A 24,801-nucleotide genomic window follows, 5' to 3' on the forward strand; every position below is an offset into this window, starting at 1 on the left:
TTACACGCGGCGGGGCTTTTGGTTGATGCGGTAGAGCTCGGCGAGACCCCGCAGCGTCAGCGCGTCATCGACCGTCAGGCTATGGCCGACCAGCGCCGCAAGTGCCTCGGCATCGTCGCCGGTGATGACGATGGGCACGCCACCCTCCCCCGCCGCCTTGGTCGAGCGCATCTCGGCAAGCACCATGTCGAGCATGCCGTCGATGCGGGCCACCTCGCCCAGAACCACGCCCGAGCGCATGGCCTCGCGCGTGTTGCGGCCGATGACGTGCGTTGGCGCCGAAGGCTCGACCTGCGGCAGGCGCGCCGCAGCAGCCGAAAGCGAGCGGGCGCCAAGCGCCAGACCCGGCGCGATGACGCCGCCGACAAAGGTACCGTGCGCATCGATGACCTCAATATTGGTCGTGGTGCCCAGGTCGATCACAATGCACGGAGAGCCATAGACGGCACGGGCCGCCACGGCGTCGGCAATGCGGTCGGGGCCGATCTCGGCCGGGTCGTCGTAGCGGACGGGCATGCCGGTCTTGAGGCCCGGCCCCACGGTGAGCACGCGCCCCGTGCAGGTGCGAAAAAGTGCCGCCTTCCACGGACGCTCGAGCGCCGGCACCACGCAACTCAGGACTGCAGCTGCGGGAACGAGCGCGCCGGGCATGCCCGCATCGGCCGCCAGCGCGGCCATGACTTGAGCGAGACGCATACGCGCTTCGTCGGCCGTAATGCTCGACGGCGTCGTGATCTCGCACGTCGCAAGCGGGCATTCCTGTGCCGCGGCCGAATCCTCGGCAAACAGGCCAAAGCGAATGAACGTGTTGCCCACGTCGACCGTCAATATATATGCGCACCCATTAAGCATCGTCGGCACTCCTTTCGTCTGTCCAGCAGTATATCGCCTACCTAAACCAGTCATCCCAAAATGACTAGCTTACGGCTATACTGGTGCGCGGTCGCGCGCGAGCTCACGCGGCGGCCCTTGGTAACCCGACTTCCCGCGCCGTATCCGTAGCGGCGCTCCCGGGGGAAGCGGATATACGCAAAGGAGTTCTATATGAGCAATCCCTCGAACCGCGCCTCGATGCGCGGGCAACTCACGCTGCGCGGCGTCGTCATCGGTGTCCTTGGCTGCGTGATCATCACGGCAAGCTCGGCCTACACCGCCCTCAAGATGGGCGCACTCCCCTGGCCGATCGTCTTCGCTGCCGTCATCTCGCTGTTCTTCCTTAAACTCATGGGCAACGCCAGCCTCAACGAGGCCAACGTCACCCACACCATCATGTCCGCGGGCGCCATGGTCGCCGGCGGCCTGGCGTTTACCATCCCGGGTGCCTGGATGCTGGGCTATGCCGACCAGATCAGCTGGCTCGACATGTTTATCGTGGCGCTCGCCGGCACTATCTTGGGCCTGCTGGCCACCGCGCTCATCCACCGTCACTTTATCGTGGACGCCGCGCTTGAGTTCCCCACCGGCAACGCCGCAGCTCAGACCCTGCGCGCCACCGAGGCCGGCGGCAAGACCGGCAAGCAGCTCTTTGGCTCTATGGCCATCGCAGGCATCTACAGCGTGCTGCGCGACGCCCTGGGCGTGGTGCCCAGCATGCTGTGCACGCTCAACATCCCCGGCGTGACCTTTGCCATCTACAACTCGCCCATGTTGCTGTCCATCGGCTTTTTGGTGGGCTTTGCCCCCGTCGCGTTCTGGTTTGCCGGCGCGCTGCTGGGCAACTTTGGCATCATCGTGGGCGGCACCGCTGCCGGTCTATTCGACGTTGTGACTGCGCAGGGCATCGTCAAATCGCTCGGCATGGGCCTCATGATGGGCTTTGGCGTCGCCGTCGTCCTCAAGGACATCCTGCCGCAGGTCGCCGGCATCGCCCGCGGCCTCGCCGCCGACAGCTCCAGCGACACCGACGAGCAGTCGCTCATCTCGGGCTCGCTTAAGCTCGACGCCGGCATCATCGGCCTGGGTACTGCCGCCATTGCCGTGATCGTCGCCATCGCGCTCGACCTTGGCCCCGTCCCGGCCGTCATCGTCACGCTGTTCACCTTTGTCACCACTATCATGAGCGCGCAGAGCTGCGGCCAGACGGGCATCGACCCCATGGAGATCTTCGGCCTCATCGTCATGCTCATCGTGGCTGCCTTCGCACAGATCGCCCAGGTCAAGCTGTTCTTTATCGCCGGCATCGTGGCCGTGGCATGCGGCCTTGCGGGCGACGTCATGAACGACTTTAAGGCCGGCGCCGTGCTGGGCACCAACCCGCGTGCGCAGTGGATCGGCCAGGCCATCGGCGGCATCGTGGGCGCCCTGGTCGCCGCTGCCGTCATGGTCGCGCTCGTCACCGCCTATGGTCCGGATGCTTTCGGCCCCGACAAGAGCTTTGTGGCCGCGCAGGCAAGCGTCGTCGCCACCATGGTCTCGGGCATCCCGAGCGTGCCGTGGTTCGCAGGCGGCTTTATCGCCGGCATCGTCATGTACTGGCTCGGCATTCCGGCCATGATGATCGGCCTGGGCGTGTACCTGCCGTTCTACATGTCGCTCACGGCCTTCTTGGGCTCCTGCGTCAAGCTCGCCTACGACAAGTGGGCCGCACGCCGCGACGCCGCTGCCGGTCTTTCGGACGAGGAGAAGGCCTCCAAGGATGCCGCCTTCCAGGAGCAGGGCCTGGTCGTCGCCAGCGGCCTGCTCGGCGGCGAGTCCATCGTCGGCGTTATCCTGGCGTTTGTCTCCGTGGGCTTAAGCCTGCTGGGCTAAGTCGAGCGGCTGTTCGCTCGCAGCCATATTGCCTACGATTTGCCCGGTCGGTAGCTTTCGCGGCTACCGACCGGGCTTTTTGATACCAACGCAAAGAAAGGCCGGCGCACTGCGTTTAACAGCGCGCCGGCCTTATCGGTTTAGCTATCGAAGCGTTCCTGCTATGAACCGAAGTTCGTTTGCAGAATCTACGCTCGAAACGCTACATCTGCTTGCGACGACGATCGCCCAGCGTCACGCCCGCAGCCACGAGCGTAATACCGCCGATAACGAAGACCTCGCCCGCAAGAGCGGAGTCATCACCGGTCTGGGCGAGCGCGGCCGACGTGGCCTTCTTCTTGGCGACAGGAGCCTTTGCAGCAGCCTGCGCAACCTGAGGCTTGGCCTGCGGCTCAGCCTTGGGATGATACTTGTCGTACTCGGCCTGAGCGGCAGCCAGGGCATCCTTGGCATCGCCAAGCTCGGCAAGCGCGGCGGCATAGGCGTCGTTGGCATCGGACAGCTTGGCATCGGCATCGCTCAGAGCAGCCTTGAGACCAGCGGCGGCATCGACGGCAGCCTTATAGCGAGCGTAGGCAGCGTTCAGCTTGACCAGCTTCTCGTTGCCCGTCGTGCCCGCGGCAAGGGATGCTTTGTGGTCGACAGCCTCAAGATCGGCCTTGAGTGCCTCGTCGTTGGCAAGCTCGGCCTTGGCCTTGACGATATCGAGGTTCGCATCGACGACGGCTTCGTTGGCGGCCTCGAGCTGCTTCTGGGCATCGGCGACACCGGCGACGGCAGCGTCATAGGCGGCCTTGGCGTCGTCGACCGCCTTCTGGGCGCCGGCGAAGCGCTCGAAGGCCTTGTTTGCGGTGGCCAGCTCGCCCTCAGCGGCCTTGACCTTCTCCTGTGCGTCGGACAGGGCCTGCGTCTTGGCGGCAACTACCTGCTTGGCGTCCGAAAGAGCGGTCGCGGCGTGCGCATCTGCGGCCTGAGCCTTGTCAACGCCAGCCTGGGCAGTGTCGTCGGCCTTCTTGGCCTCGTCAAGCGTGCCCTGCTTGTTCGCAAGGTTCGCATTAGCGGCATCGCGCTTGGCAGTAAGGTCCTTGACCGAAGCCGTGGCGTTGCCATACGCCTCATTGGCCTGATCGGACTTTGCCTTGGCGGCCTCGCGGGCGCTGCGAGCCTTCGCCTTGTGAGCAGCGGCATCGGCTGCCTTCGTCTTGCTGTCAGCAAGCGTGGCGTTTGCCTTATCGAGAGCTGCCTGGGCAGTAGCGGCCTCGCTCTTGGCGGCGTCGAGCTTGGTCTTGGGCGTCTTGACGTCGATACCCTTGAGTTTGGCTTCGGCGGCGTCGTATGCCGTCTTCGCGGCGGCGGTGCCGGATTTAGCCTTCTCGTACTCACCCTTGGCGGTGTTCACGTTTGTGTCGGCCGCGGTATAGGCGTCGCGTGCGTTTTCTTGCTTATCCAATGCGTTAGAATAAGCCGTTCCAGCAGCCCCGAAGTTCTTCTGCGCCTCTGCCAGCTTATTCTGAAGCTGCTTCAGCTGCTCCTTCTGCTCCTGCGTGCCGCCTGCATTGTAGGCGGAAGCGATGTAGTCGTTCAGGAGCTTCTTGAACTCGGAGACAGTGAAATCAGCCTGACTGTCAAAAGAGCTGTAATCGAAGATGGTTACCTCGGAATCGGTGTTCTTACCGCTACCGGTCGCGATACCGATAGCCTTCGTGCCGGCATCGATGATGTTGAGATAGTGCCCGCACTCATGGTAGATGCTGCTGTAGTGCTGGTAGATATAGTAGGAATCATATCGATGGTTTCCAAGGTCGCTATTCTTCTCGACGTACTTATCGAATGCCTCCTTCTCCTGGGTGTAGAGACCGGTGTATGGCCAACCGAGCGTATCCTCGGTCTCGCCGCCGGTATATGCACCGCCGCCGCCGGCAAGATTTTCACCGTTATCCCAGTAGCAGCCCGAGTGTCCCCAGATGTTCGATGAATATGATACATTAAGGGCGGCTGCCGCAGTCATGCGGAGGCTGACGCTGAGCGCCGACTGACCGTTCGCCTTGCGGAGGTTGTTCTGGGTATCGAGGTAGGTCAGGGCGTTGCGCATCTGCTCCAAGGAAAGCGGGTTGGTGTCGCGAGACATGTCCTGATCGACGTACTGGTCATACCATTCGGCCTTGCCCTCAGCACCGGTCAGCATCGACACGGCATCTTGGGCATTCTTTTTCTGCGTTGCCGTGAACTGGCTGCCTCCGATGATGTAGTTCATGAAGCCGAACATACCCTGACTGATGACATTCTGATCTACGGTCATGTTCGACTTGAGGTCGGCAATCTGCTGGTTAAGCTTCTCGACCTCGGCGTTTGCGGCGTCGTATGCATTATGCGCGTCGGTTACTTCAGCACGAGCCTGATCGAACTCGTTGCTCTTCTGCTGACGAACCTCGACGAGTCGGTCGTACTCCGCCTTCTTGTCGGCTTCGGTCTGCTGGGCCTGCTCGTATGCCGTCTTCGCGGCGTCGCACTCGCTGGCGGCGGCGTTGTACTCCTTGTTTGCCGCATCGTATGCAGACTTGGCAGATGCCACAGCAGCGTTGGCGGCGTTGGCCTTCTCCTGCGCGGCGGTGGCGGTAGTCTGCGCAGCCTGCAGGTTCGCCTGTGCAGTGACGTCTGCAGTCGTCGCGGCATCGAGCGCGTCCTGCGCGGTCGCGAGCTCGCTGGCGGCAGTGTTCTTGGCCGTCTCGAGCGCGCTCAGGTCGACGCCCGTGCCCGAGACGGCGGCATCGAGTGCGGCCTGCGCCTGGTCGAGCTTCTGCTGGGCGTTATCGCGCGCGGTGGTTGCGGCTGCGAGAGCAGCGGCAGTCTCCTGCTTCTTGGCCTGAGCGGAAGTCAGAGCGGTCTCAGTGTCCTTCTTTTCCTGCTGGGCGCTGACCTCGGCGGCCTTGGCCTGGTCCAGATTGGCCTGTGCAGTAGTAACGGCCTTATTGGCGTCATCGAGCTTTGCCTGCGCGTCCTCGACGGCCTTCTTGGCGGCCTCGTACTCGTCCATACCCATGGCCTCGAGCTTGGCCTGGGCATCATCGAGGGCCTTCTTGGCCTCATCCTGCTTTGCCTTGGCGTCCTTGAGCGCCTGGGTCTTATCCTCGACACTCTTGTTGGCCTGTTCGAGCTGATCGTTCAGGTCGCCCAGCTTCTTCTGCTGCTGCTCGGTCTTTTCGACGGCGGCTTTGAGCTCGTCAATCTTCTCCTGGAGCGCGGCGACTTCTGCTGCGTTCTGCTCGATTTCGTTGTCGCTCACAGCCTGCGAGGCCTGATTCTTTTGCTGCTGTGCCTGCTTTTGAGACTGGCCCGCCGCGTCGGCCTTCTTCTGAGCCGCATCGTAGGCGGCCTGAGCGTCCTTGAGCTGCTTTGCCGACTCCTCTGCCAGCTGGGCAGCCGTCTTTACGACCGCTTGGTTACCGGCGGCAACGGTGTTCTCTACAGAACTACCCCCCCCCTGAACAGAATCGCCGTTATCTGCCGTCGGTGCGGCGATTGCCGCCAGCGGCGACATGAGCGGCTGAGCGATGAGGCCCGCCGTCAAAACGGTTGCGACGGCGCGGTTGGCAACGCCCTTGACGTTGACGGCCTTAGCCCGAGGCTCAAAGTGTTGTGGGCTGTAGTTTGCCATGGCTTTCTCCCTTTGACACGGATGTATCCATACGCTTCAAAATGTAGGAGCTGATTTTTGAATTCTGTTGCGCAACATTGGTCACCGGCGGATTTTTTGAAATTCGCGCTCTCGTGCTTCACAATTTCGTCACATATGTAGGAGCTGGCGCATCATATTCTTGCGGGATCGAATTGAGCCTGTGATTTGCATTTGCTCCCGCGTCATCCGCCCTATCGGATTCCGCATCCAACAGACACCCCGCCCGCCACGGTGTAGAGTTAGGACAACGGGCGCGTTGCGCGGCCCGTGCCAGAACGAGGTGAACATGGAACTCGACAAGCAACAGATCGAACGACTGCGTGAGCGTCATCATCGGCGTCACGGCATCCGCCCTGCTCATAGCGAAGCCATGGAAAACGTCACCCGCTTCCTCAAGCGCGCGTTCAACATTCGCGAGGGACGCGCACCCTATCACGTGATCCGCAAGCGTTTTGTAAACGGGGCGCGTCTGACTGGCACTCACCTGTGCATCCTCATCATCGCGATGTTAATCGCAAGTATTGGCCTCGATATCGATTCGGACATCGCCATCGTGGGCGCCATGCTCATCTGCCCGCTTATGGGATCGGTCCTTGCCATGGCATATGGCATCGCCACGCTCGACCGCGAGATTACCGTCGAAGCCGTCGCCGGCCTTGCGCTGCAAATGGCCTTTTGCCTGGTCACATCCACGTTGTACTTTAAGCTCTCGCCCCTTGGCGCCACCACAGCCGCCATTATCGACAACTCGACGCCCACCGTGTGGGACCTCGCTGTCGCGCTCGCCGGCGGCTTTGCGGGCGGCCTAGGCAACTCACGCGACCAGGAGCCCGCAACGCTCATCGCCGGCGTGGCCGTGGCGACCGCGCTCATGCCGCCCCTGTGCGCGGCGGGCTATGGCATCGCCATCGCAAGCGGGTCACTGTTTCTCTCGGCGCTTTATGAGTTTGGCATCAACGTGGTCTTTATCGCACTGGCTGCCGAAGCCGTGCTACTTCTTTTGCGCGTACCGCTCAAGCGCGATCTGAACGGCGACGGCATCGTGACCGCCGAGGAAAACGCCGAGGTCGACGAGCTATCGCGCAAGGTGCGCCGCCACATCATCGTGGGAACGGTGATCTTTGCCATCCCCTGCATCGTTATGACCGCGGGTTCCATTGGCTCGGCGCAGGCCGGCGTACAGGACGGCTACGGCGTCACTGAAACCACACGCGAGCTTGCCGCGGTGCTGCCAAGCTTTAAGGATTACACCGTCGCCGTCGAGACCTCGGCTACCGAAGGGGACGAGGAGGGCATCGTCGAGCGCGAGGTTGTCGCCCACGTGACGACAAGCGAGACGCTTGGGGCGCACGACCGTCACGTCGCCCGCAAGCTCATTGACCTCAACGTGCCCGAACTCGATCGCGTGGAGTTTGACGTGAAGTGATGCCGGCGCGGGATGAATGCTCGCACGGACGCAAGTTACGACGAGGCGCAGACGCGATACGGACACGAGCAAATAGCGAGGTGCAGTTCACGCCCACGCCCCGCTCTCTGTTTTATTGCCGTGAATCAACTGTCCGGATCGACATCGCCAGACTCCACCGTAAACGCAGGTTTGGTGCCCACCAGATAAAATCGGGTCACTTTGCTATCTCTAGATAGATAGAGCTGGCCCTGCTCGCGTCGGCGTGACAAGTACGCCACGTGGACCGTACCGAATTCTTCACCGTTTTCCTTCTTTAATATCAGGATGTTGGGGTCATCCGTACGCTTAAATTGCCCGTCTGTGCAGATTCCGTCTTGGTCGACCAGCTGCCATCGACAGTTGTCCTCCTCAAGAAAAGCCAGGGTTACCCGACTCGTTTTGTCATCCCGATAGTAACCATCAATGGCAAAGCCTTCGGAAGCGCATTCCTGCATATAGGACGTTTCTCGGCTTATAGCAAACAGCCCTGTAGCGCCCAGGAGCACAGCCAGGCAGACCACTGCAAGGGTTATCGAGACAAAACGGCGGCTCATGTTAGCCAGCCCGATACTTGTTTAACGGAGCACGAAACATACTTGGTACCTCCGATATCAGGGCAAACGTCACCTACGACCTGCCGGCAATCATATGTTTCCAACATCAAACCATATGGTTACAACTCGTTGGAGATAGGTTCCATGAACGGACGATAATTTGCGGCGAACGGCTACATATGTTCATTATCTCAGGGTTCTGGAGGCAATTTTTGGTGCCACCGAGACGTTGTTTTCGGAAGTATGCGGCAAATTCCGGAGCCCTCGAGCACACCCCGGTTTTTCACCAATAAAACCGCAGGTACAAAGCTTGGGCATATCCAGTGTGCTTGGCCTATTCAAATTTTGCCGCATACTTCCGAAATCTAAGTTCGCAGGGGGGTGATAGTTGGACCGTTTACGCAACAGATGTCCAGTAAAAACGGGTGGTAACCGGTACGGCTGCCACCCGTTTGTCCCATATCTAGCCCATAGCAGGCCAGTTACTTCTTAATGCCGCGTCCCAGGCGCTCAGCGACCGATGCCACGGCCTCCTCGCTGGCCGGTCCGCAGCTCACGCAGCCATCGTGGGCGCGCATCTGGCCGGTGACCTCGTCCATCGCGAGCGGCGCCACCTTCTCGAGCTTAAAGCCCTTACCGGCGCGCATGTTCTCCTTGGCCACGCTGATCATGAGCTTGATGCGGTTGAGCTGGTTGACCTCGGACGCACCGGGGTCGTAGTCCACCGCGACGATATTGCTCTCGGGATGCTGGCGGCGCAGCTCCTTGATCACGGCCTTGCCCACCACATGGTTAGGCAGGCACGCGAAGGGCTGCGTGCAGATGATGTTGGGCGCGCCATGGTCAATCAGGTCGAGCATCTCGGCCGTGAGCAGCCAGCCCTCGCCCATGTTGTTGCACACCGAAAGCACCGTGCGGGCCTTGTCGGCCATGGTGCCGATGCGCTCGGGTGCCTCGAAGCGGCGGGACTTCTCGAGCATCTCCTCCACCGGCGTGCGCATCCAGTCCACAAGCTTGATGAGCGCCTGCATGCCCGCACGCGTCGTTGCAGAGCTACCCAGCTCGTCCTTTTGCAGCTCGGCGTTGCTCATGGAGTACAGGAAGAAGTCGAGCAGACCCGGCACCACGGCCTCGCAGCCCTCGCGCTCGATCACGTCGACCACGTGGTTGTTGGCCGTGGGGTGGAACTTGACCAGGATCTCACCGACCACGCCCACGCGCGGCTTGGTGTCCTCGCCCACAAGCGGCATGGTGTCGAACGCGCGGATGGCCTCGCGGCACAGCTTGGTGTAGTTATGCCTGTTGAACTTGGGTGCCAGCTTGCGAGCGCGCGCCATGTACTCCTCGTAGAGCGCGTTGGCGGCACCGGGCGTGGCCTCATACGGGCGGCAGCGGTAGAGCATCTGCATCATCACGTCGCCAAAGAGCACCGCGTAGACCGCCTGCTTAAGCAGCGCCGGCGTCAGCTTAAAGCCGGGGTTGTCCTCGCCAAGCGCCACGGCCGAAAGCGAGATCACGGGGATCTCGGGGTGACCGCTCTCGCGCAGGGCCTTGCGAATGAGGGCGATGTAGTTGGTGGCACGGCAGCCGCCACCGGTCTGGCTGATGACCACGGCCGTCTTGGACAGGTCATAGCGGCCGCTCTCGATAGCCTCCATAATCTGGCCCGTTACCAAAATCGACGGGTAGCAGATGTCGTTGTTCACGTAGCGCAGGCCTGCCTCGACGGCGTCGTGATCGGTCGAGGGAAGCAGCTCCAGGTTGTAACCGGCACCACGGAACACCTCTTTGACCAGGTCAAAGTGGATCGGTGCCATCTGCGGGCACAGAATGGTGTACCCCTCGTCGCGCATCTGCTCGGTAAAGGGCACCTTGGCCCATGCGGTCGAGGTGCTCTCACGCTGCGCCTCGAACGTGTACTTGCGGCTCGCAAACGCGGGAGCATCCGTGGAAGGCGCCACTGGCGCGGCATCGCCCTGCTCGTAAGCCTCGCCCGCGGCCGTGGCCTCGGCCAAGCGCTCGGCCTCCTGGTCCTTGAGGGCAGCCATGAGCGAGCGGATGCGGATGCGCGCGGCACCCAGGTTGGACACCTCGTCGATCTTGAGCACGGTGTAAATCTTGCCGCTGGCTTCCAGGATCTCCTGCACCTGGTCGGTGGTCAGGGCGTCCAAGCCGCAGCCGAAGGAGTTGAGCTGGATCAGGTCCAGGTCGTTGCGCATCGTCACAAAACGAGCGACGGCGTACAGGCGGCTGTGGTACATCCACTGGTCGACGACGCGGATGGGGCGCTCGGGCTTTACCAGATGCGCGAGCGAATCCTCGGTAAAGACCGCAAAGCCAAAGCTCGAGATAAGCTCGGGCAGGGCGTGGTTGATCTCGGGGTCGTTATGGTAGGGACGACCGGCGAGCACGATGCCGTGACCGCCGTGGTCCTCGACCCACTTAAGAGCCTCCTCGCCCATGGTCTGGATGTCCTCGTGGAAACGCGCATCGGCCTCAAAGGCGGCGTTGACGGCGGCATCGACCTCGGAACGCGTGATCTTGGGCCCACGCACGCGACCGCGACCGGCTTGCGCATCGGCCACACGGTCGACGGCGAGCACCTGGTACAGACGGCGCTTGAGCTCGGTCTTGTCATGATAGGGCACAAACGGGTACAGGAACTCGATATTCTGCTCGCGAATCTCATCGATATTGAGCGCCAACGCCGTGGGGTAGCTCATGACGATGGGGCAGTTGTAGCAGTTACCGGCCGTCGGGTCCTCCTTGCGCTCCCAGCGCACGCACGGCATCCAGATAAAGTCGACATCGCGGTCGATAAGGTTCATCACATGGCCGTGGCTCATCTTTGCCGGGTAGCACACGCTCTCGGACGGCATGGACTCGATGCCCGCCTGGTAGGTCTTTTTGCTCGACTGGTCGGACAGCTGCACGCTAAAGCCCAAGCGCGTAAAGAACGCGTGCCAGAAGGGGTAGTTCTCGTACATGTTGAGCGCGCGCGGGATGCCGACGGTGCCGCGCGGGGCCTCGTCGGGGCTCAGCACCTCGCGGTTAAAGAGCAGATCGTTCTTCTTTTTGAAGAGGTTGGGCGCCTCGGTCTTTTGCTTTTTGTGGCCGGCACCCTTCTCGCAGCGGTTACCGGTAATGAAGCGCCTGCCGCCGCCAAAGTCGTTGACGGTAAGCTGGCAGTTGTTAGAGCAACGGCCGCAGCGGACATGCTTTTGCGTCACGGTGAGGTGCGCGATGTCCTCGGCAGAAAGAATGGTCGAAGTGCCGTCGGCGCCGGCGCGGTCGCGGGCGAGCAGGGCCGCACCGTAGGCGCCCATGCAGCCGGCAATGTCGGGACGCACGGCATGAACGCCGGTGAGCTGCTCAAACGCGCGCAGCGTAGCATCGGACATAAAGGTGCCGCCCTGGACGATCACCTGGCTGCCGATCTCCTTGGGGTCGCGCAGCTTAATGACCTTGAACAGGGCATTCTTGATGACGGAATAAGACAGGCCGGCCGCGATGTCGCCCACCGTGGCGCCTTCCTTTTGCGCCTGCTTGACGCGCGAGTTCATAAAGACCGTGCAGCGGCTGCCCAAATCGACGGGGGCCTTGGCATGGATGGCGGCATCGGCAAACGCGCGCACGTCCATGTTCATAGACACGGCGAAACTCTCGATAAAGCTGCCGCAGCCCGACGAGCAGGCCTCGTTGAGCATGATGTGCTCGATAACGCCATCCTTGACGCGCAGGCACTTCATGTCCTGGCCGCCGATGTCCAGGATAAACTCGACGCCGGGCAGGAACGCCTTGGCGCCGCGCAGGTGCGCGACGGTCTCGATCTCGCCGGAATCGGCCTTGAGGGCCTCGATGAGCAGCGCCTCGCCGTAGCCCGTGGTGGTCACGTGGCCGATGGTGCAGCCCGCGGGAATGTGGTTGTAGAAATCGGCCATGATGACCTTGGCCGTGCCCAGGATGTCGCCGTTGTTGTTGCCGTACCAGGTGTGCAGCAGCTGACCGTCCTCGCCCACGAGCGCGGCCTTCATGGTGGTGGAGCCGGCGTCGATGCCGATGAACACGCGGCCGGTGTAGCCGTCGAGCTCGCCCTTGGGGACGACTTCCTGGTCGTGGCGGGTTTTGAACTCGACAAAGTCATCGTCGGTGGCAAAGAGCGGATCCAGGCGCTCGACCTCGGCACCCTGTGTGTCACCCAGGCTGTCGATGGCCTCGATAAGCTGCAGGAACGTGCTGAGCTTGTTGGACTCGTGCGCCATGGCGGCGCCGCTCGCCACAAACAGGTGGGCGTTTTGGGGCACAATGCGGTGCTCCTCATCCAGGTTGAGCGTGAGGTAGAAACGGTGGCGCAGCTCGGAGAGATACTGCAGCGGGCCGCCCAGGAAGGCGACGTTGCCGCGGATGGGACGGCCGCACGCCAGGCCCGAGATGGTCTGGGTCACAACGGCCTGGAAGATGGAGGCGGCCACATCCTCGGGACGGGCGCCCTCGTTGAGCAGCGGTTGCACGTCGGTCTTGGCAAAGACGCCGCAGCGGCTGGCGATGGGATAGATGGTGGTGGCGTTGGCCGCGAGCTCGTTGAGGCCGCTCGCGTCGGTGTGCAGCAGAGTGGCCATCTGATCGATGAACGCGCCCGTGCCGCCGGCGCAGGTGCCGTTCATGCGCTGCTCGATGCCGTTGTCAAAGTAGATGATCTTGGCGTCCTCACCGCCCAGCTCGATGGCGACATCGGTGGCCGGGATAAGGGTCTCGACGGCGCGTTTGCTGGCGATGACCTCCTGGACAAACTCCAGGTCGAGCCACTGGGACAGCAGCAGGCCGCCCGAGCCGGTAATGGCGCAGGTCATCTGGGCCGTCGGCAGCACGGTCGCGGCACCCTCGAACAGGTCGCGGGCGCAGGCACGGACGTCGGTGTGATGGCGCTGGTACTTGGCGTAGACGATCTGGTTGTCGTCGTTGAGCACGGCGAGCTTAACGGTGGTGGAGCCCACGTCGATGCCCAGGTGCAGGTTGCCACGAGCGTTCTCGGGGTTGAAGATTGCACCTTCGGGGGCGTGGGCGGCGGCTACGGGCTCAGCGGCGGTAGCGGGCTCGGCGACGACGGACGTCTCCCCTGCCACGTTCTTGGCATCGGCAACTGCCTCGGCAACTTTCTCGACAGCCGCGGTCGCGGCCTTCTGCGCGGCGTCCATCACGGTGGGCGCGGCCTCGCGTGCGGCAGCGACCATGCGGTCCTTAATGCCCTCGACGAGCTTGCTCATTGTCTCTCCTCTTAGTTGTTGGACTCGACGGTTGCGACGGTGTCGGCCGCGTCCTCGAGCTGCAAGTTCAATAGCTTCATGCCGTATTCCGGCACGTTGATATCGATGGGTTGGCCATACAGGTCACCAGGGCGCACAAAAGCGAGCACCGTCATAATGCGTGCCATGGCCTCGGGCGATTCGGTGAGCCCACGCTCAAACCAACGCTGAATCATGCCGACCTCGGCGCTCACGACGTAGGTGACGTAGTAGTCAAAGAACGTGCCCAGCGCCAGGCCCAAAATGCCCGTCTGCGCACGCGGCACCACAGCCTCACGCGCGGTGTCGATGATCCTTTTAATGAAGGCCTGGTCGCCGCCCGGACCCAGCAGCGCACCGATTAAGTCGCGGTTGGCCGCAAGATAACGCAGCAGCTCAACCGAACCGGGCGCCGGCTCGAGCTCATCGATGTTGTGATAGAGATCGGGCAGCAGAGCTGCGGTGATGAGCTCAATGCGCTCACGGATCTCGGCCAGCAAGCCGTCCTCGATTTGATTGATAAAGTCGGGGATATCGCGGTAGTGCGAATAGAACGTGCGGCGCGTAAGGCCAGCGCGCTCGGTGAGCGACGCGACATTAATGCGTGAAAGGTCGCCGCTTTCGGCAAGCTCGCTGGCAAGTGCCTGGCGAAGGGCACGCTGCGAGCGAAGGGACCGGCGGTCGCATTTCTCGAGCTGGGACAAGCGTCCTCCTTGTTACTCAGCCTGTGCGCTATTGCACAGTGCGAGTATTATTGCACACCGTGTGCATCAACACGTAAAGGCAATATTTGGAATGTGACGAGGGGGCAGTCCCTTTGTCACATTATTCGATGATGGTGCGGGAGCTCTGCTTATGCATGGTGGCGAGCATGTGTTTGGGGACGGCGTGGACCATGCAGCTGCCGATAGTTGCGCTCGCGGCGACCTTGGCTGCATCGCTAGCGTTTTTGGTCGCGTAGCTGTGGCGGAAACGCTTGAGCATGGCGATGTCGTTTCCGCCGTCGCCATAAACCGCGACCTCGTCCTCGGCAATGCCGTAGTAGCCCGCCAGCCAGGCCACACTCTCGCCCTTGTTACACGCCACGTCCGTGATCTCGAACATCACCGGATCGAACGGCGCGTTGACCACACGGTCCGAGCGCTCGGCAAGATACGCCTTAAGGTCGCGCTCCAGCTCGGGCGAGGTCACGCGACAATTGATCTTGCATACATCGTGGCGCAGGATGTCACCGATCGACTGGTCGAAATACTGCTCCTCGTGATACCCGCCGCGCGCACGCATGCCGCGCATCACGATGCGCTTGATGGGACTGTCCTTTTTAAAGCCCGCCTGATGCATCTCGAACGAACCGCTCGAGTACATGCCATCGGGCGTGGAACAATCAAAGCAAATGTCCGGGAACGCCTTGAGCAGTTCCTCAGTGACCTGCGGATCGATGGTCCAAGTCTTGAGCACCTCGCCATGGCTGTCGCGCACGATGGATCCATTGGAGCAGCAGGCGTCAAGCGCCAAGCCCGTAAAGCCATGCTCGCCGATCGGCAACGTCGAGCGTCCAGTCGCGGGAACCACGTGCAGGCCAGCCTCAGTCAGCTCGCGAATGGCGCGGCGGATGGTCCCATCCGCCTCGTGCAGGGCGTTCAGCAGCGTTCCGTCTAAGTCACTCGCGAACATCTTGATCATGGACATGCCTCTCCTTCGTCTGCCCGATATTGTAGACGAAGGAGAGGCATGTCCAAACAATGCCGTCCCGGCGCGGCGTACCACCGCCTTCACAAATTCACGGTGCCCCAGCGCGTTAAGACAATCGCCGCAATCGATTTTTCAGCCGATAAAACAGAGCCGTCGTCAACGTCAGCACCGCCAACATGGCTGCGAATACAATCGCCGGTGTCCATCGATCATATGCAACCCCGTACGTCAATTGGCCGATAGGTATTGCGCAGGAAAGGACCATGTAAACGACCGAAAGCACTTTTCCGCAGAGCTCAGTCGGCGCTGCCCGCTGAACAAACGCGATGATTTCAACCGACGCAATGCTCGCCCACACCATGACCCATGCCGAACCAACCACAAACACGGTGAGCATGCATGCATCTGCGCCGAACAGTAGCGTGACAATGATCGGTGCGACTCCAAAACAGATCATCGCAACATATCGACATATGCCATTGAAAGAAAAACGATGCGGCCAAATGCCGACCAAGCCACTGCCGGCAAGACCACCCAAGCCCAGAGCAACCTCAACTATCCCAACGCAGGACGATTGCATGCCGAGATGCTTTGTAACAATAATGGGAGCGCCAATCATTAGCCCAACCAACGCAAGGTTCAAAACTGCCGCAAGCAAAATCACAGCGACCAATAATGCATTTTGCAACAGATACCGAATCGACTCCCGAAAATCGTTTCGGCATGTCGTACGAGTCGCGCCGTCTCCCATCGTTTCAAATGAGGCATTTTGCTTGAGCGCGCCCCCAAACAAGAGAGCTGAAATCGCAAACGCCACCGACGCGGTTGTGCAAAGAGCATCGATGCCAAAGTACCCATAGACTGCCGTCCCGACCACAGGGCCCAAGATATTGCTCACCATGGTCATCTGCGAAACCAATGCAGTGGCCCGCTCAGCCTTCTCTTCACCCGCCATGCGCACCGTCTCAATTTGGAGCATTGGCTTCAGCAGCGATTGAGAACCATATTGAACACAAAGTATCGCTACTACGACGACCGCAAGAGGCAATGAGTGCTTCATGGGGATAGACAGCAGTGATGCAGTCATCAGAGCAATGCCGAGGGACACGAGGACCTCGCGATGTCTTCCCCTATCCGCCAAGATTCCGCCAACCGGAGTTGCAAGTACGCCGGGTATGAACGCTATCGCCGCGACGACGCCATATAACGTTGACGATCCACTGCGATCGAACAAGTAAAGTGGATACGCAAAGCACAGCGCCGACAGCATCGAATACGTGCACAGCTGCGCAACCAGAAGTTCCGCGAGCCTGATTGACCGCACTGTTTTTGATTTCAACGAGACACCGACGTCTCTCAGCCCAGCCATAAGCCCACCCCCTATACATACCACTAGTATGTATTTAATGACTTGAAAAGGGCAGCCGTGGCTACCCTCACAAATCAATTACATACCGTTGGTATCTATATTACCACCCGGCGCGGTCCCATACGTCCCAAATCTGCGCCGTTGTCTGAAGCACTTCATTACCCAAATCGAGCCCCACCGCGGCAGCCATCTGCGCCAAACATTGTGCGCGAGCGAGCATTCGCTCCTTGGGCTCGAGCGGACGGAACAATGGCAGCAGCCAAAGATTCGCCAACAACGATACGGCCTCCGCCGCTTCGCGCGGGCATTCGCACGCAATGGAGCCGTCGGCGATGCCCTCCTCGATCACTGGCAAGAGACAGCCATCGGCCGACTCGTCAAATGAGCCCTGGTACTGCATCGCCAGTAGGCGCGAGCTTTTTACCGGATCTGCTGCAGGACGCATACGTGCCCATAGCTCAATTTGTGGAACAACGGACTCGGGAGCGTACAGTCGCTCGAGCTTTTGGGCTCCGGTCATATTACCGACGCCAAGCATCGAGCGGCGGTGCTCAACAATCGGAGTCATCGCCCGATCAAACGCGGCGTTGAAAATCTCTTCTTTGCTCTTGAAATGATGATAGACAGCGCCCTTGGTCATGCCGTCGAGACGGTCAACGATATCTTGAATACTCGTCCCCTCATAACCCTGTGCGCAGAATAGCTCCAGTGCCGCGTCGAGAATCTTCGCGACCGTCTCCTCGGGATATTTATTGCGACCCATAATCCGCCCATCCGCAACGCAAGCCTTGTGCCTCATTGCAGCATTTTAACGTTGCGGATGGCAGACGGTCGATTCTACACCGCGGCGGGGCCATGTTCGCCGGTGCGAATGCGGATGACTTCCTCGACCGGCTCGACCCAGATCTTGCCGTCGCCGACGGCGCCGGTGCGGGCGGCATTGCAGATGATGTCGACAATTCCGTCAACGTGCTCATCAGCGCAGATGAGGGTGAACTGCACCTTGGGGATGGTATTGACGAGCAGTTCGTTGCCGCGCACGTATTCCTTCCAGCCATGCTGTGCGCCGCAGCCCTGCACCTGGTTGATAGTCATGCCGCGAACATCAGCAGCAAACAGCGCATCTTTGAGAACCTCAAGCTTCTCCTGGCGCACGATAGCCGTAATTTTCTTCATAGTGAATTCCTCTCTTCAATAAAAGAAATGAATTGTCCTTCACATGGCACGGGTTTTCCAGGTGCCGCAAACCAACCTCAGAGATCAATAAGTTCAACTGACTGGTCTTAGCAGGTTTACCAAGTGCCGCAGATTGCCGTGAAAGAGGAGCGAAGCGTACTTAAGTACGTGAGCGACGATTGAACGGCAAGGTGCGGTGCTTGGGGAAGCTGCTAATCGAGTCCGGAGAAAGAAGGATATGCGCTCTCGCCGTGCTGACTCGCATCCAAGCCCAGTGCCTCGTCGGCCTCGTCCACGCGCAGGCTACCGTGGAACAGCGCCTTGACCACCGCGGCGATCAACAAATCGAGCACCAGCACAATAGCGACCGTCACCACAATGCCTAAAATCTGCGAGATGAGCAGCGACACGTCGCCCGTGTAGAACAGGCCACCCTTACCGGTCCACGAAAGCTCCGGCACACAGAACAGGCCCGTGAGCACGCCGCCCAAGATGCCGCCAATGCCGTGGCAGCCAAACGCGTCGAGCGCGTCGTCGTAGCCAAACTTGGTCTTGAGATGGCTGATGGCCAGATAGCAGACGGGCGATACGATCAGGCCCATGACCAGCGCCGCCCACGGCTCGACAAAGCCCGCACCCGGCGTAACCACCACAAGGCCCGCAACCAAACCGGTGCTAGCACCCACCAGCGTGGGACGACCGGTGTGCACGCGCTCGACGACAAGCCACGAGACCATGCCCGCCGCGCTGGCCGTCACGGTGTTGAGGATGGCGAGTGCCGCCACGGCGTCGGCCTTAAACTCGCTGCCGCCGTTAAAGCCAAACCAACCAAACCAAAGTAGACCGGCGCCCAGCGCCACAAACGGCACGTTATGCGGACGGTAGCTCACCATGCCAAAGCCGCGACGACGGCCGAGCATTAAGCAGAGAATCAGGCCCGTGAGACCGGACGAAATGTGTACCACGTCGCCGCCGGCAAAGTCGAGCGCGCCGATGATGTCGCCGATAAAGGAACCATCGCCGCCCCAAACCATGTGGGCGAGCGGCGCATAGACCACGAGCAGCCAAATGCCCAGGAAGGCCGTCATGGCACCAAACTTAACGCGGCCTGCCAGACTGCCCGTAACGATAGCGGCGGTGATCATGGCAAACGCCATCTGGAAGGCGATGTTGATGATCTGAGGGTAGACGGCACCATCCGCAGCATTGCCCTCGGCCGCCTGCAGCACCTGGTTGAGCACCGGCAGGCACAGCAACTGGTCAAAGCCGCCAATAAACGGGCTAGAACCGTCGCCACCGTAGGCCAGCGACCAGCCGGCAACAATCCACAGCACACCAACCAGGCCAATGGCGCCAAAGCACATAAGCATGGTGTTGATGACATTTTTGCGCCTGGACAGGCCGCCATAGAAAAACGCCAGACCCGGTGTCATTAAAAACACGAGCATGGTGCAGATGAGCATAAACGTTGTCGATCCCGTATCGTACATTCGCTCCCCCTTGGTCGCATGAACGTTGTCGGCGCTCATGATGCGGCCGAGGGGCAACTGGTGTAGACCAGATACGGCGTTGTTAAACGCTGCGTTGTCGAATGGAAACGGCACCGCAATCTTGGAAACGGCGCGGCAACGGACGCGAAACGAACGGGAAACGTGCGAACGAGAAGGGCGCGCTTGGCTCCGCTCTGGCTAGCGCCGGAACAGCTCGCGGGCTCGGTCGCGGAGGTCGGTAGCTCGAATGACACCCTCGTAACGATTGATGCGCAGACGCGGGAAGGCGTTAAAGAAGCGTAGGTCGCGGCGGCTGAGTGACACGCTCGGTACCGGGCGGCTCATGCGCTTGCCGGCAAGGCGACGACCGAGCGACGGACGCGGCATACTCGGCGCGGCATCGGCCACGCGGCGGGCAGCGAGCGCCAGGCCGCGAGCACCATCCGAGATAAACGTCGGCATCGAAGTCTTCTCGCGCAGGGCATCGAGCGCCGCGTCGCCCAGCTCGGCCAGCCAAGCGTTAACGGCGCGACCGCGGATATGCGTCTGCGCCACCGAGTCAATCGCCGAATCGGGAATACGTTCGAGCATAGAGTCGGAGGCGTCGGCAAGCGACTCATTGATGCGGTCGGCAAGGTCGGCACGCACACGCTCAAGCTGATCGGACAGACGCCGCCAGCTCGCCAACGAGCACACCGCATCGACCATCATCGCGACCGCGACGATAAAGGCGGCCAAGCGCACGATTAGCACCGGCAGATGGCCAAGCAGCCCCAGCAATGCCGGCTCCACTAAACGGCAAATACACAACGCACCCAAGCCAAACGCGCAGGCCCAGTACAGGCAGATGCGTCCGTGCAGGTTAAACGGCAGATGCGAGTAATCCCAAAACCGGGCACCCGTCGTTTTTTCCAACAGCACGCCCACGCTATATTCGATCACGCTGCATACGAGCGCGGCAGCGACAAACTGGCTCGAGGCGTCTGGGATTCCACGCAGCAGCAACCAGCACGCAATGCCGCCCGCACCGTAGATGGGACAACACGGCCCTAGCAAAAAGCCGCTGTTGGCAAAGCGTCCGTGGTTGAGCATGGCGCAGACTGTCGACTCCCATACCCAGCCGCAAAAACCGTAGAAGGCAAACGAGAGTACCAGCGCCGAGAGCGGACAGGCGGCAAGCGTCGCGCCGTCAAATGCCATGTCGATCGTGGTTCCCACCGTCTACCCACTCCTCTTTTCGTTCGATTCTTTGCTCGAGCCGTCACTCGGGCCCTCGTTCAAATCGTTCGCGCCGCCTTTGCGCGGCAGACGGCCGGCAATCGTCTCGCGCAGTGCGCACCATTTATCCGCCAGGCACACAATCCATGCCTCACGACACGTCGGCGGCACCGGTACCAGCGGAAACATATGCCGTACGATAATATTCCGCTCGCGCGGCGTCAGCTCAAAATCTTCCTCCGCACGCGCCAAGGCAAAAAACGGGTGACGAAAGCCATGCAGTCGATGGCTTGGGTCGGGATCGTGCCAGTCATAGAGAAAGTAATCGTGCAGCAGGGCCCCGCGCAGCAGCGATAAGCGGTCGACGGAGATACCGACGCGGCCCAGGCGCTCGGCAAAGGACAGACTTGCCCGCGCTACCGAGGTCACATGCGTATAGACCGTCACATCGCCATGTTGGATAAACTCATGCATCAGGTCCAAGCGGCCCGCCTGGGCAAGCTGACGGGCGGCATCGTCGACCTCGCGCGCGATTTTCTCGGCACGAACGGTATCGGACATGCGGCCTCCTTCCGGCGGCGCTCGGCGGCAAGCCGCGGCCTGCGCGCAATGAATAAAATCATCATCGAATTTACCAGTATGGCATCGGACAAAACGTTTTGCCCCACCAGTTGGCGAATTACCGCGCCGCCGTCACATATCAAACGCCAAAATGTGCGAGACTGTCTTGTGCAATTGTGCCGGCCGAGGGAGTGCCGGCGCACGATTCGCATGGAGTAACCCACAACGATGCTGCTTACGCAAACGACAACGCCCGAGGACGTCAAGGCTCTCGATCGCGCCGAGCTTCCGCTGCTCTGCGGCGAGATCCGCCACGCCATCCTCGAAAGCTCCGCCGCCGTCGGCGGGCACGTTGCCCCCAACCTGGGCGTCGTTGAGCTTACGGTTGCGCTCCATCGCGTGTTTAACTCCCCCATCGACAAGATTGTCTTTGATGTTTCGCACCAGACCTACGCCCACAAGGCGCTGACTGGGCGCGCGTACACTTATATCGACCCGGCACGCTACGGCGAGGCCTCTGGTTTTGCCAATCCTGACGAGTCCGAGCACGACCTGTTCGCCATGGGCCACACCTCCACGTCGGTGAGCCTGGGCTGCGGCTTGGCGCACGCTCGTGACCTGGCGGGCGATGCGTACAACGTCATCACCATCATTGGCGACGGTTCGCTTTCGGGCGGTCTGGCGTTTGAGGGCTTTAACAATGCCGCCGAGCTCGACAGCAACCTGATCATCATCGTCAACGATAACGACCAGTCCATCGCCGAAAACCACGGTGGCCTGTATCGCAATCTGGCCGAGCTACGCGCCAGCAACGGCACCTGTGAGCGCAACGTTTTCCGCGCGATGGGGCTCGACTACTGCTATCTGGACACCGGCAACGATGTGTTGGCCCTGGTCGACACGCTGCAGGAGCTGCGCGATATCGATCATCCCATCGTGCTGCACGTCTCCACCGCAAAGGGCAAGGGCTTTGAGCCAGCCCAGAGCGACCCCGAGCGCTGGCATCATGTGGGTCCGTTTGACATGGCGACTGGGCGCAAGCTCTGCCCGGGCCATCCGAGCGAGCCTGCGCCGCGCACCTATGCCGACATTACGGGCGAGGCGCTCAGCGCCGCCATCGAGCACGATCCGCAGGTCGTGGGCATCACGGCCGCCACGCCCTACATCATGGGCTTTACACCCGAGCTTCGCGCCGCCGCCGGCAAACAGTTCGTCGATGTGGGCATTGCCGAGGAGCACGCCGTGACCTTTGCCACCGCGCTTGCGCGCTCGGGTGCCAAGCCAGTCTTTGGTGTGTACGGCACGTTTTTGCAGCGCGCCTACGACGAGCTGTGGCACGACCTGTGCCTCAACGATGTCCCCGCAACCATCCTGGTGTTTGGCGCATCGATCTTTGGCACCACATCCGAGACGCATCTTTCGTTCTTTGATATTTCTATGCTGGGCGCTCTCCCCAATATGCGTTACCTGGCGCCTTCCTGCATGGAGGAATACCTATCCATGCTGAGCTGGTCGCTCGACCACCGCGAGCATCCCGTGGCGATTCGCGTGCCGGGCATTGGCTTGGTAAGCCGCCCCGATCTTGCGCCTGCCGAGGACGCCGATTACGGCGCCGTTCGTTACAACGTGGTGTGCCAGGGTCGCGACGTGGCCGTGCTCGCGCTTGGCGATTTCTTTGAGCTGGGCGAGCGCGTGGCAAACCGTCTGACTGCCGAGTACGGCATCGAGGCCACGCTCGTCAACCCGCGCTATGCAACCGAGCTCGACCGCGAGTTCCTCGACAGCCTTGCCGCCAAGCATCGCGTTGTCGTCACCCTCGAAGACGGCATCTTGGACGGCGGCTGGGGCGAGCGCGTCGCGTGCTACTTGGCCTGCACGCCCGTGCGCACGCGCACCTTTGGCATCGCCAAGGGCTTCCCCGACCGCTACGACCCCAACGAGTTGCTCGCTCAGAACGGCATGACGGCCGAGAACATGGCCGCCGAAGCCGTTAGGCTACTTAACGAGTAAAAAACCTCCGCAAGGGAAGCACCCCTGCGGAGGTTTTTATTTTCGCGGCGCGATTATCTCAATCTGTAACATCTAGGGCCCGAATTCCCGTCTAACTGTTACAGATCTAGACAAACCGTCTTTGCCCCTGACCTTTGTCTCAATCTGTAACAGAAAGGGAGCTTTTGTCCGCCTAACTGTTACAGATCGAGACATTCGAATCCCCCTGAAGAGAAAATCTCAATCTGTAACAGTTACTCGGAAAAAATGGCTGCAGATGTTACAGATCGAGACAAAACAGCAAGGCATGCCGCTGCATCGGCCAGAACCACCACAAAGGTGCCTGTCCCTTTTTGGTAGGTAGAATAACCCATAAGGTAAGTATGTTTCTGAGTTATTTCGTGTTGACCCATTTGAGCGGGATGGGGTATAACTCTACTCAACCGCTAGGGATTTTATTGAGAAAGGTGTTCTACCATGAGCAAGAACCTCTCCCAGCAGGTCGTTCTCGACCGCCGCGGCTTTGTCGCCGCCACCTTCGCAACCGTCGCCGGCCTTGGTCTTGCCGGCTGCTCTGACACCAGCGCCGAGGCTGACAAGGGTTCCGCCGCTGGCTCCTCCAAGAGCTCCGAAGATACCGAGGCTTCCACCACGCTCGACGCCAAGGCATTCGACAAGCTCGTCGACAACGGCCCCAAGGCCGATGACGATGTCATCGCCGCCAGCACCTGGGCCACGGCCGTCAAGGACGCCGGCGTCTTTAAGATCGGTGGCGTTCAGACCTCCACGCTCTTCTCCCTCCTCAACGAGAAAGACGGTCAGACCCGTGGCTTCGATGCCGGCATCGCGCAGCTTCTGTCCAACTACATTCTGGGCGAGAACAAGGTCGAGATCACCCAGGTGACCTCGGACACGCGCGAGTCCGTCCTGCAGAACGGCCAGGTCGACGCTGTCTTTGCCACCTACACCATCACTGACGAGCGCAAGAAGCTCGTCTCCTTCGCCGGCCCCTACTACTACACCCAGCAGGCTATCCTGGTGCTCGCCGATAACAACGCCATCAAGGGCGTCGACGACCTGGCCGATAAGAACGTCGCCGTCCAGTCCGGCTCCAACGGCCCCGCCATCCTGGAGGAGTTCGCTCCCAAGGCCAGCCAGCAGGAGTTCAAGACCGACGAGGAGGCCCGCCAGGCACTTCAGCAGGGACGCGTTGACGCCTACGTCATCGATAACAACATGCAGCAGAGCGCCCTGGTCCGCGAGCCCGGTAAGTACAAGATCGCCGGCAAGCCCTTCGGCAGCAAGGAGCCCTACGGCATCGGCCTGCCGCTCGATTCCGACGGTGTCGCCTTTGTCAACGACTTCCTCAAGAAGATCGAGGATGACGGCACCTGGACCGAGCTGTGGCAGATTTGCATCGGTGACCGTACGGGCGACACCAATGTTCCCGAGCTGCCCGAGATCGGCGCCTAGGCAGCGAGCCTAGTAACGGCCGCTACGAAACCATACGGAAACGCACGATGTGCTTTATTGCGCTAAACTGTTTCCTCACTGAGTTGTCGGGGCTTCCGTACACACGGGAGCCCCTTTCCTTACCGG

General features: G+C 60.9%; 16 protein-coding genes. 4 read left to right on the forward strand and 12 right to left on the reverse strand.

Translation table 11 applies throughout. The features are described from left to right. The gene (locus DW151_RS01680; protein ID WP_118334132.1) at nucleotides 1-852 is read right to left on the reverse strand and encodes a type III pantothenate kinase; all 852 of its coding nucleotides are present in this window, start codon (nucleotides 850-852) and stop codon (nucleotides 1-3) included. Between the two features lie 192 nt (nucleotides 853-1,044). Here DW151_RS01680 and DW151_RS01685 point away from each other — a divergent pair, with 192 nt between their 5' ends. Continuing rightward, nucleotides 1,045-2,748: an OPT/YSL family transporter gene (locus DW151_RS01685; RefSeq protein ID WP_118334133.1), complete on the forward strand. Its 1,704-nt coding sequence runs from the start codon at nucleotides 1,045-1,047 to the stop codon at nucleotides 2,746-2,748. A gap of 202 nt (nucleotides 2,749-2,950) precedes the next feature. Here DW151_RS01685 and DW151_RS01690 read toward each other — a convergent pair whose 3' ends face one another. Then, a complete protein-coding gene (locus DW151_RS01690; RefSeq protein WP_118334135.1) occupies nucleotides 2,951-6,403 on the reverse strand; it encodes a CAP domain-containing protein in 3,453 nt (1,150 codons plus the stop codon). A 307-nt stretch (nucleotides 6,404-6,710) separates the two neighbouring features. Between DW151_RS01690 and DW151_RS01695 the strand changes: the two genes are divergently transcribed. After that, on the forward strand, nucleotides 6,711-7,850 hold the full coding sequence (locus DW151_RS01695; protein WP_118334136.1) for a DUF389 domain-containing protein: 1,140 nt from the start codon (nucleotides 6,711-6,713) through the stop codon (nucleotides 7,848-7,850). 125 nt (nucleotides 7,851-7,975) lie between these two features. Here the strand turns inward: DW151_RS01695 and DW151_RS01700 are convergent, their stop codons facing one another. From DW151_RS01700 to DW151_RS01745, 10 genes are all read right to left on the reverse strand, one after another. Then, nucleotides 7,976-8,425 carry a hypothetical protein gene (locus DW151_RS01700; RefSeq protein ID WP_118334138.1) on the reverse strand — a complete coding sequence of 150 codons (450 nt, stop codon included), beginning with the start codon at nucleotides 8,423-8,425 and terminating at the stop codon, nucleotides 7,976-7,978. A 482-nt stretch (nucleotides 8,426-8,907) separates the two neighbouring features. Further along, nucleotides 8,908-13,689: a 2-hydroxyacyl-CoA dehydratase gene (locus DW151_RS01705; protein WP_118334139.1), complete on the reverse strand. Its 4,782-nt coding sequence runs from the start codon at nucleotides 13,687-13,689 to the stop codon at nucleotides 8,908-8,910. A gap of 11 nt (nucleotides 13,690-13,700) precedes the next feature. Continuing rightward, nucleotides 13,701-14,411, reverse strand: a complete 711-nt coding sequence (locus DW151_RS01710) for a TetR/AcrR family transcriptional regulator (protein WP_118334141.1) — start codon at nucleotides 14,409-14,411, stop codon at nucleotides 13,701-13,703. 121 nt (nucleotides 14,412-14,532) lie between these two features. Next, nucleotides 14,533-15,396 (reverse strand): HAD-IIB family hydrolase, encoded by an 864-nt coding sequence (locus tag DW151_RS01715; RefSeq protein WP_369832571.1) that lies wholly within the window; start codon nucleotides 15,394-15,396, stop codon nucleotides 14,533-14,535. Nucleotides 15,397-15,505: 109 nt separating this feature from the next. Then, nucleotides 15,506-16,768: an MFS transporter gene (locus tag DW151_RS01720; RefSeq protein ID WP_118334142.1), complete on the reverse strand. Its 1,263-nt coding sequence runs from the start codon at nucleotides 16,766-16,768 to the stop codon at nucleotides 15,506-15,508. A 100-nt stretch (nucleotides 16,769-16,868) separates the two neighbouring features. Then, on the reverse strand, nucleotides 16,869-17,531 hold the full coding sequence (locus DW151_RS01725) for a TetR/AcrR family transcriptional regulator (protein ID WP_158571637.1): 663 nt from the start codon (nucleotides 17,529-17,531) through the stop codon (nucleotides 16,869-16,871). A 74-nt stretch (nucleotides 17,532-17,605) separates the two neighbouring features. Further along, on the reverse strand, nucleotides 17,606-17,944 hold the full coding sequence (locus DW151_RS01730; RefSeq protein WP_099432138.1) for a P-II family nitrogen regulator: 339 nt from the start codon (nucleotides 17,942-17,944) through the stop codon (nucleotides 17,606-17,608). A 212-nt stretch (nucleotides 17,945-18,156) separates the two neighbouring features. Next, on the reverse strand, nucleotides 18,157-19,434 hold the full coding sequence (locus tag DW151_RS01735) for an ammonium transporter (protein ID WP_118334145.1): 1,278 nt from the start codon (nucleotides 19,432-19,434) through the stop codon (nucleotides 18,157-18,159). A 198-nt stretch (nucleotides 19,435-19,632) separates the two neighbouring features. Then, nucleotides 19,633-20,652: a putative ABC transporter permease gene (locus DW151_RS01740; RefSeq protein ID WP_233543286.1), complete on the reverse strand. Its 1,020-nt coding sequence runs from the start codon at nucleotides 20,650-20,652 to the stop codon at nucleotides 19,633-19,635. A gap of 3 nt (nucleotides 20,653-20,655) precedes the next feature. Beyond that, a complete protein-coding gene (locus DW151_RS01745) occupies nucleotides 20,656-21,213 on the reverse strand; it encodes an HD domain-containing protein (RefSeq protein WP_117584135.1) in 558 nt (185 codons plus the stop codon). 228 nt (nucleotides 21,214-21,441) lie between these two features. Between DW151_RS01745 and DW151_RS01750 the strand changes: the two genes are divergently transcribed. Together DW151_RS01750 and DW151_RS01755 are read left to right on the forward strand one after the other, a co-directional pair. Beyond that, on the forward strand, nucleotides 21,442-23,223 hold the full coding sequence (locus tag DW151_RS01750; RefSeq protein ID WP_117584136.1) for a 1-deoxy-D-xylulose-5-phosphate synthase: 1,782 nt from the start codon (nucleotides 21,442-21,444) through the stop codon (nucleotides 23,221-23,223). A 456-nt stretch (nucleotides 23,224-23,679) separates the two neighbouring features. Next, the gene (locus DW151_RS01755) at nucleotides 23,680-24,675 is read left to right on the forward strand and encodes a glutamate ABC transporter substrate-binding protein (RefSeq protein WP_118334147.1); all 996 of its coding nucleotides are present in this window, start codon (nucleotides 23,680-23,682) and stop codon (nucleotides 24,673-24,675) included. The last annotated feature ends 126 nt before the right edge of the window (nucleotides 24,676-24,801 follow it).

It is taken from the genome of Collinsella sp. AM13-34 (assembly GCF_003473055.1).
Taxonomy (GTDB): domain Bacteria; phylum Actinomycetota; class Coriobacteriia; order Coriobacteriales; family Coriobacteriaceae; genus Collinsella.

Excerpts from the sequence above, each read along its gene's own strand:
- DW151_RS01680 (WP_118334132.1), bottom strand. The coding sequence starts at position 852 with ATGCTTAATGGGTGCGCATATATATTGACGGTCGACGTGGGCAACACG.
- DW151_RS01685 (WP_118334133.1), top strand. The coding sequence starts at position 1,045 with ATGAGCAATCCCTCGAACCGCGCCTCGATGCGCGGGCAACTCACGCTG.
- DW151_RS01690 (WP_118334135.1), bottom strand. The coding sequence starts at position 6,403 with ATGGCAAACTACAGCCCACAACACTTTGAGCCTCGGGCTAAGGCCGTC.
- DW151_RS01695 (WP_118334136.1), top strand. The coding sequence starts at position 6,711 with ATGGAACTCGACAAGCAACAGATCGAACGACTGCGTGAGCGTCATCAT.
- DW151_RS01700 (WP_118334138.1), bottom strand. The coding sequence starts at position 8,425 with ATGAGCCGCCGTTTTGTCTCGATAACCCTTGCAGTGGTCTGCCTGGCT.
- DW151_RS01705 (WP_118334139.1), bottom strand. The coding sequence starts at position 13,689 with ATGAGCAAGCTCGTCGAGGGCATTAAGGACCGCATGGTCGCTGCCGCA.
- DW151_RS01715 (WP_369832571.1), bottom strand. The coding sequence starts at position 15,396 with ATGTCCATGATCAAGATGTTCGCGAGTGACTTAGACGGAACGCTGCTG.
- DW151_RS01720 (WP_118334142.1), bottom strand. The coding sequence starts at position 16,768 with ATGGCTGGGCTGAGAGACGTCGGTGTCTCGTTGAAATCAAAAACAGTG.
- DW151_RS01725 (WP_158571637.1), bottom strand. The coding sequence starts at position 17,531 with ATGGGTCGCAATAAATATCCCGAGGAGACGGTCGCGAAGATTCTCGAC.
- DW151_RS01730 (WP_099432138.1), bottom strand. The coding sequence starts at position 17,944 with ATGAAGAAAATTACGGCTATCGTGCGCCAGGAGAAGCTTGAGGTTCTC.
- DW151_RS01735 (WP_118334145.1), bottom strand. The coding sequence starts at position 19,434 with ATGTACGATACGGGATCGACAACGTTTATGCTCATCTGCACCATGCTC.
- DW151_RS01745 (WP_117584135.1), bottom strand. The coding sequence starts at position 21,213 with ATGTCCGATACCGTTCGTGCCGAGAAAATCGCGCGCGAGGTCGACGAT.
- DW151_RS01750 (WP_117584136.1), top strand. The coding sequence starts at position 21,442 with ATGCTGCTTACGCAAACGACAACGCCCGAGGACGTCAAGGCTCTCGAT.
- DW151_RS01755 (WP_118334147.1), top strand. The coding sequence starts at position 23,680 with ATGAGCAAGAACCTCTCCCAGCAGGTCGTTCTCGACCGCCGCGGCTTT.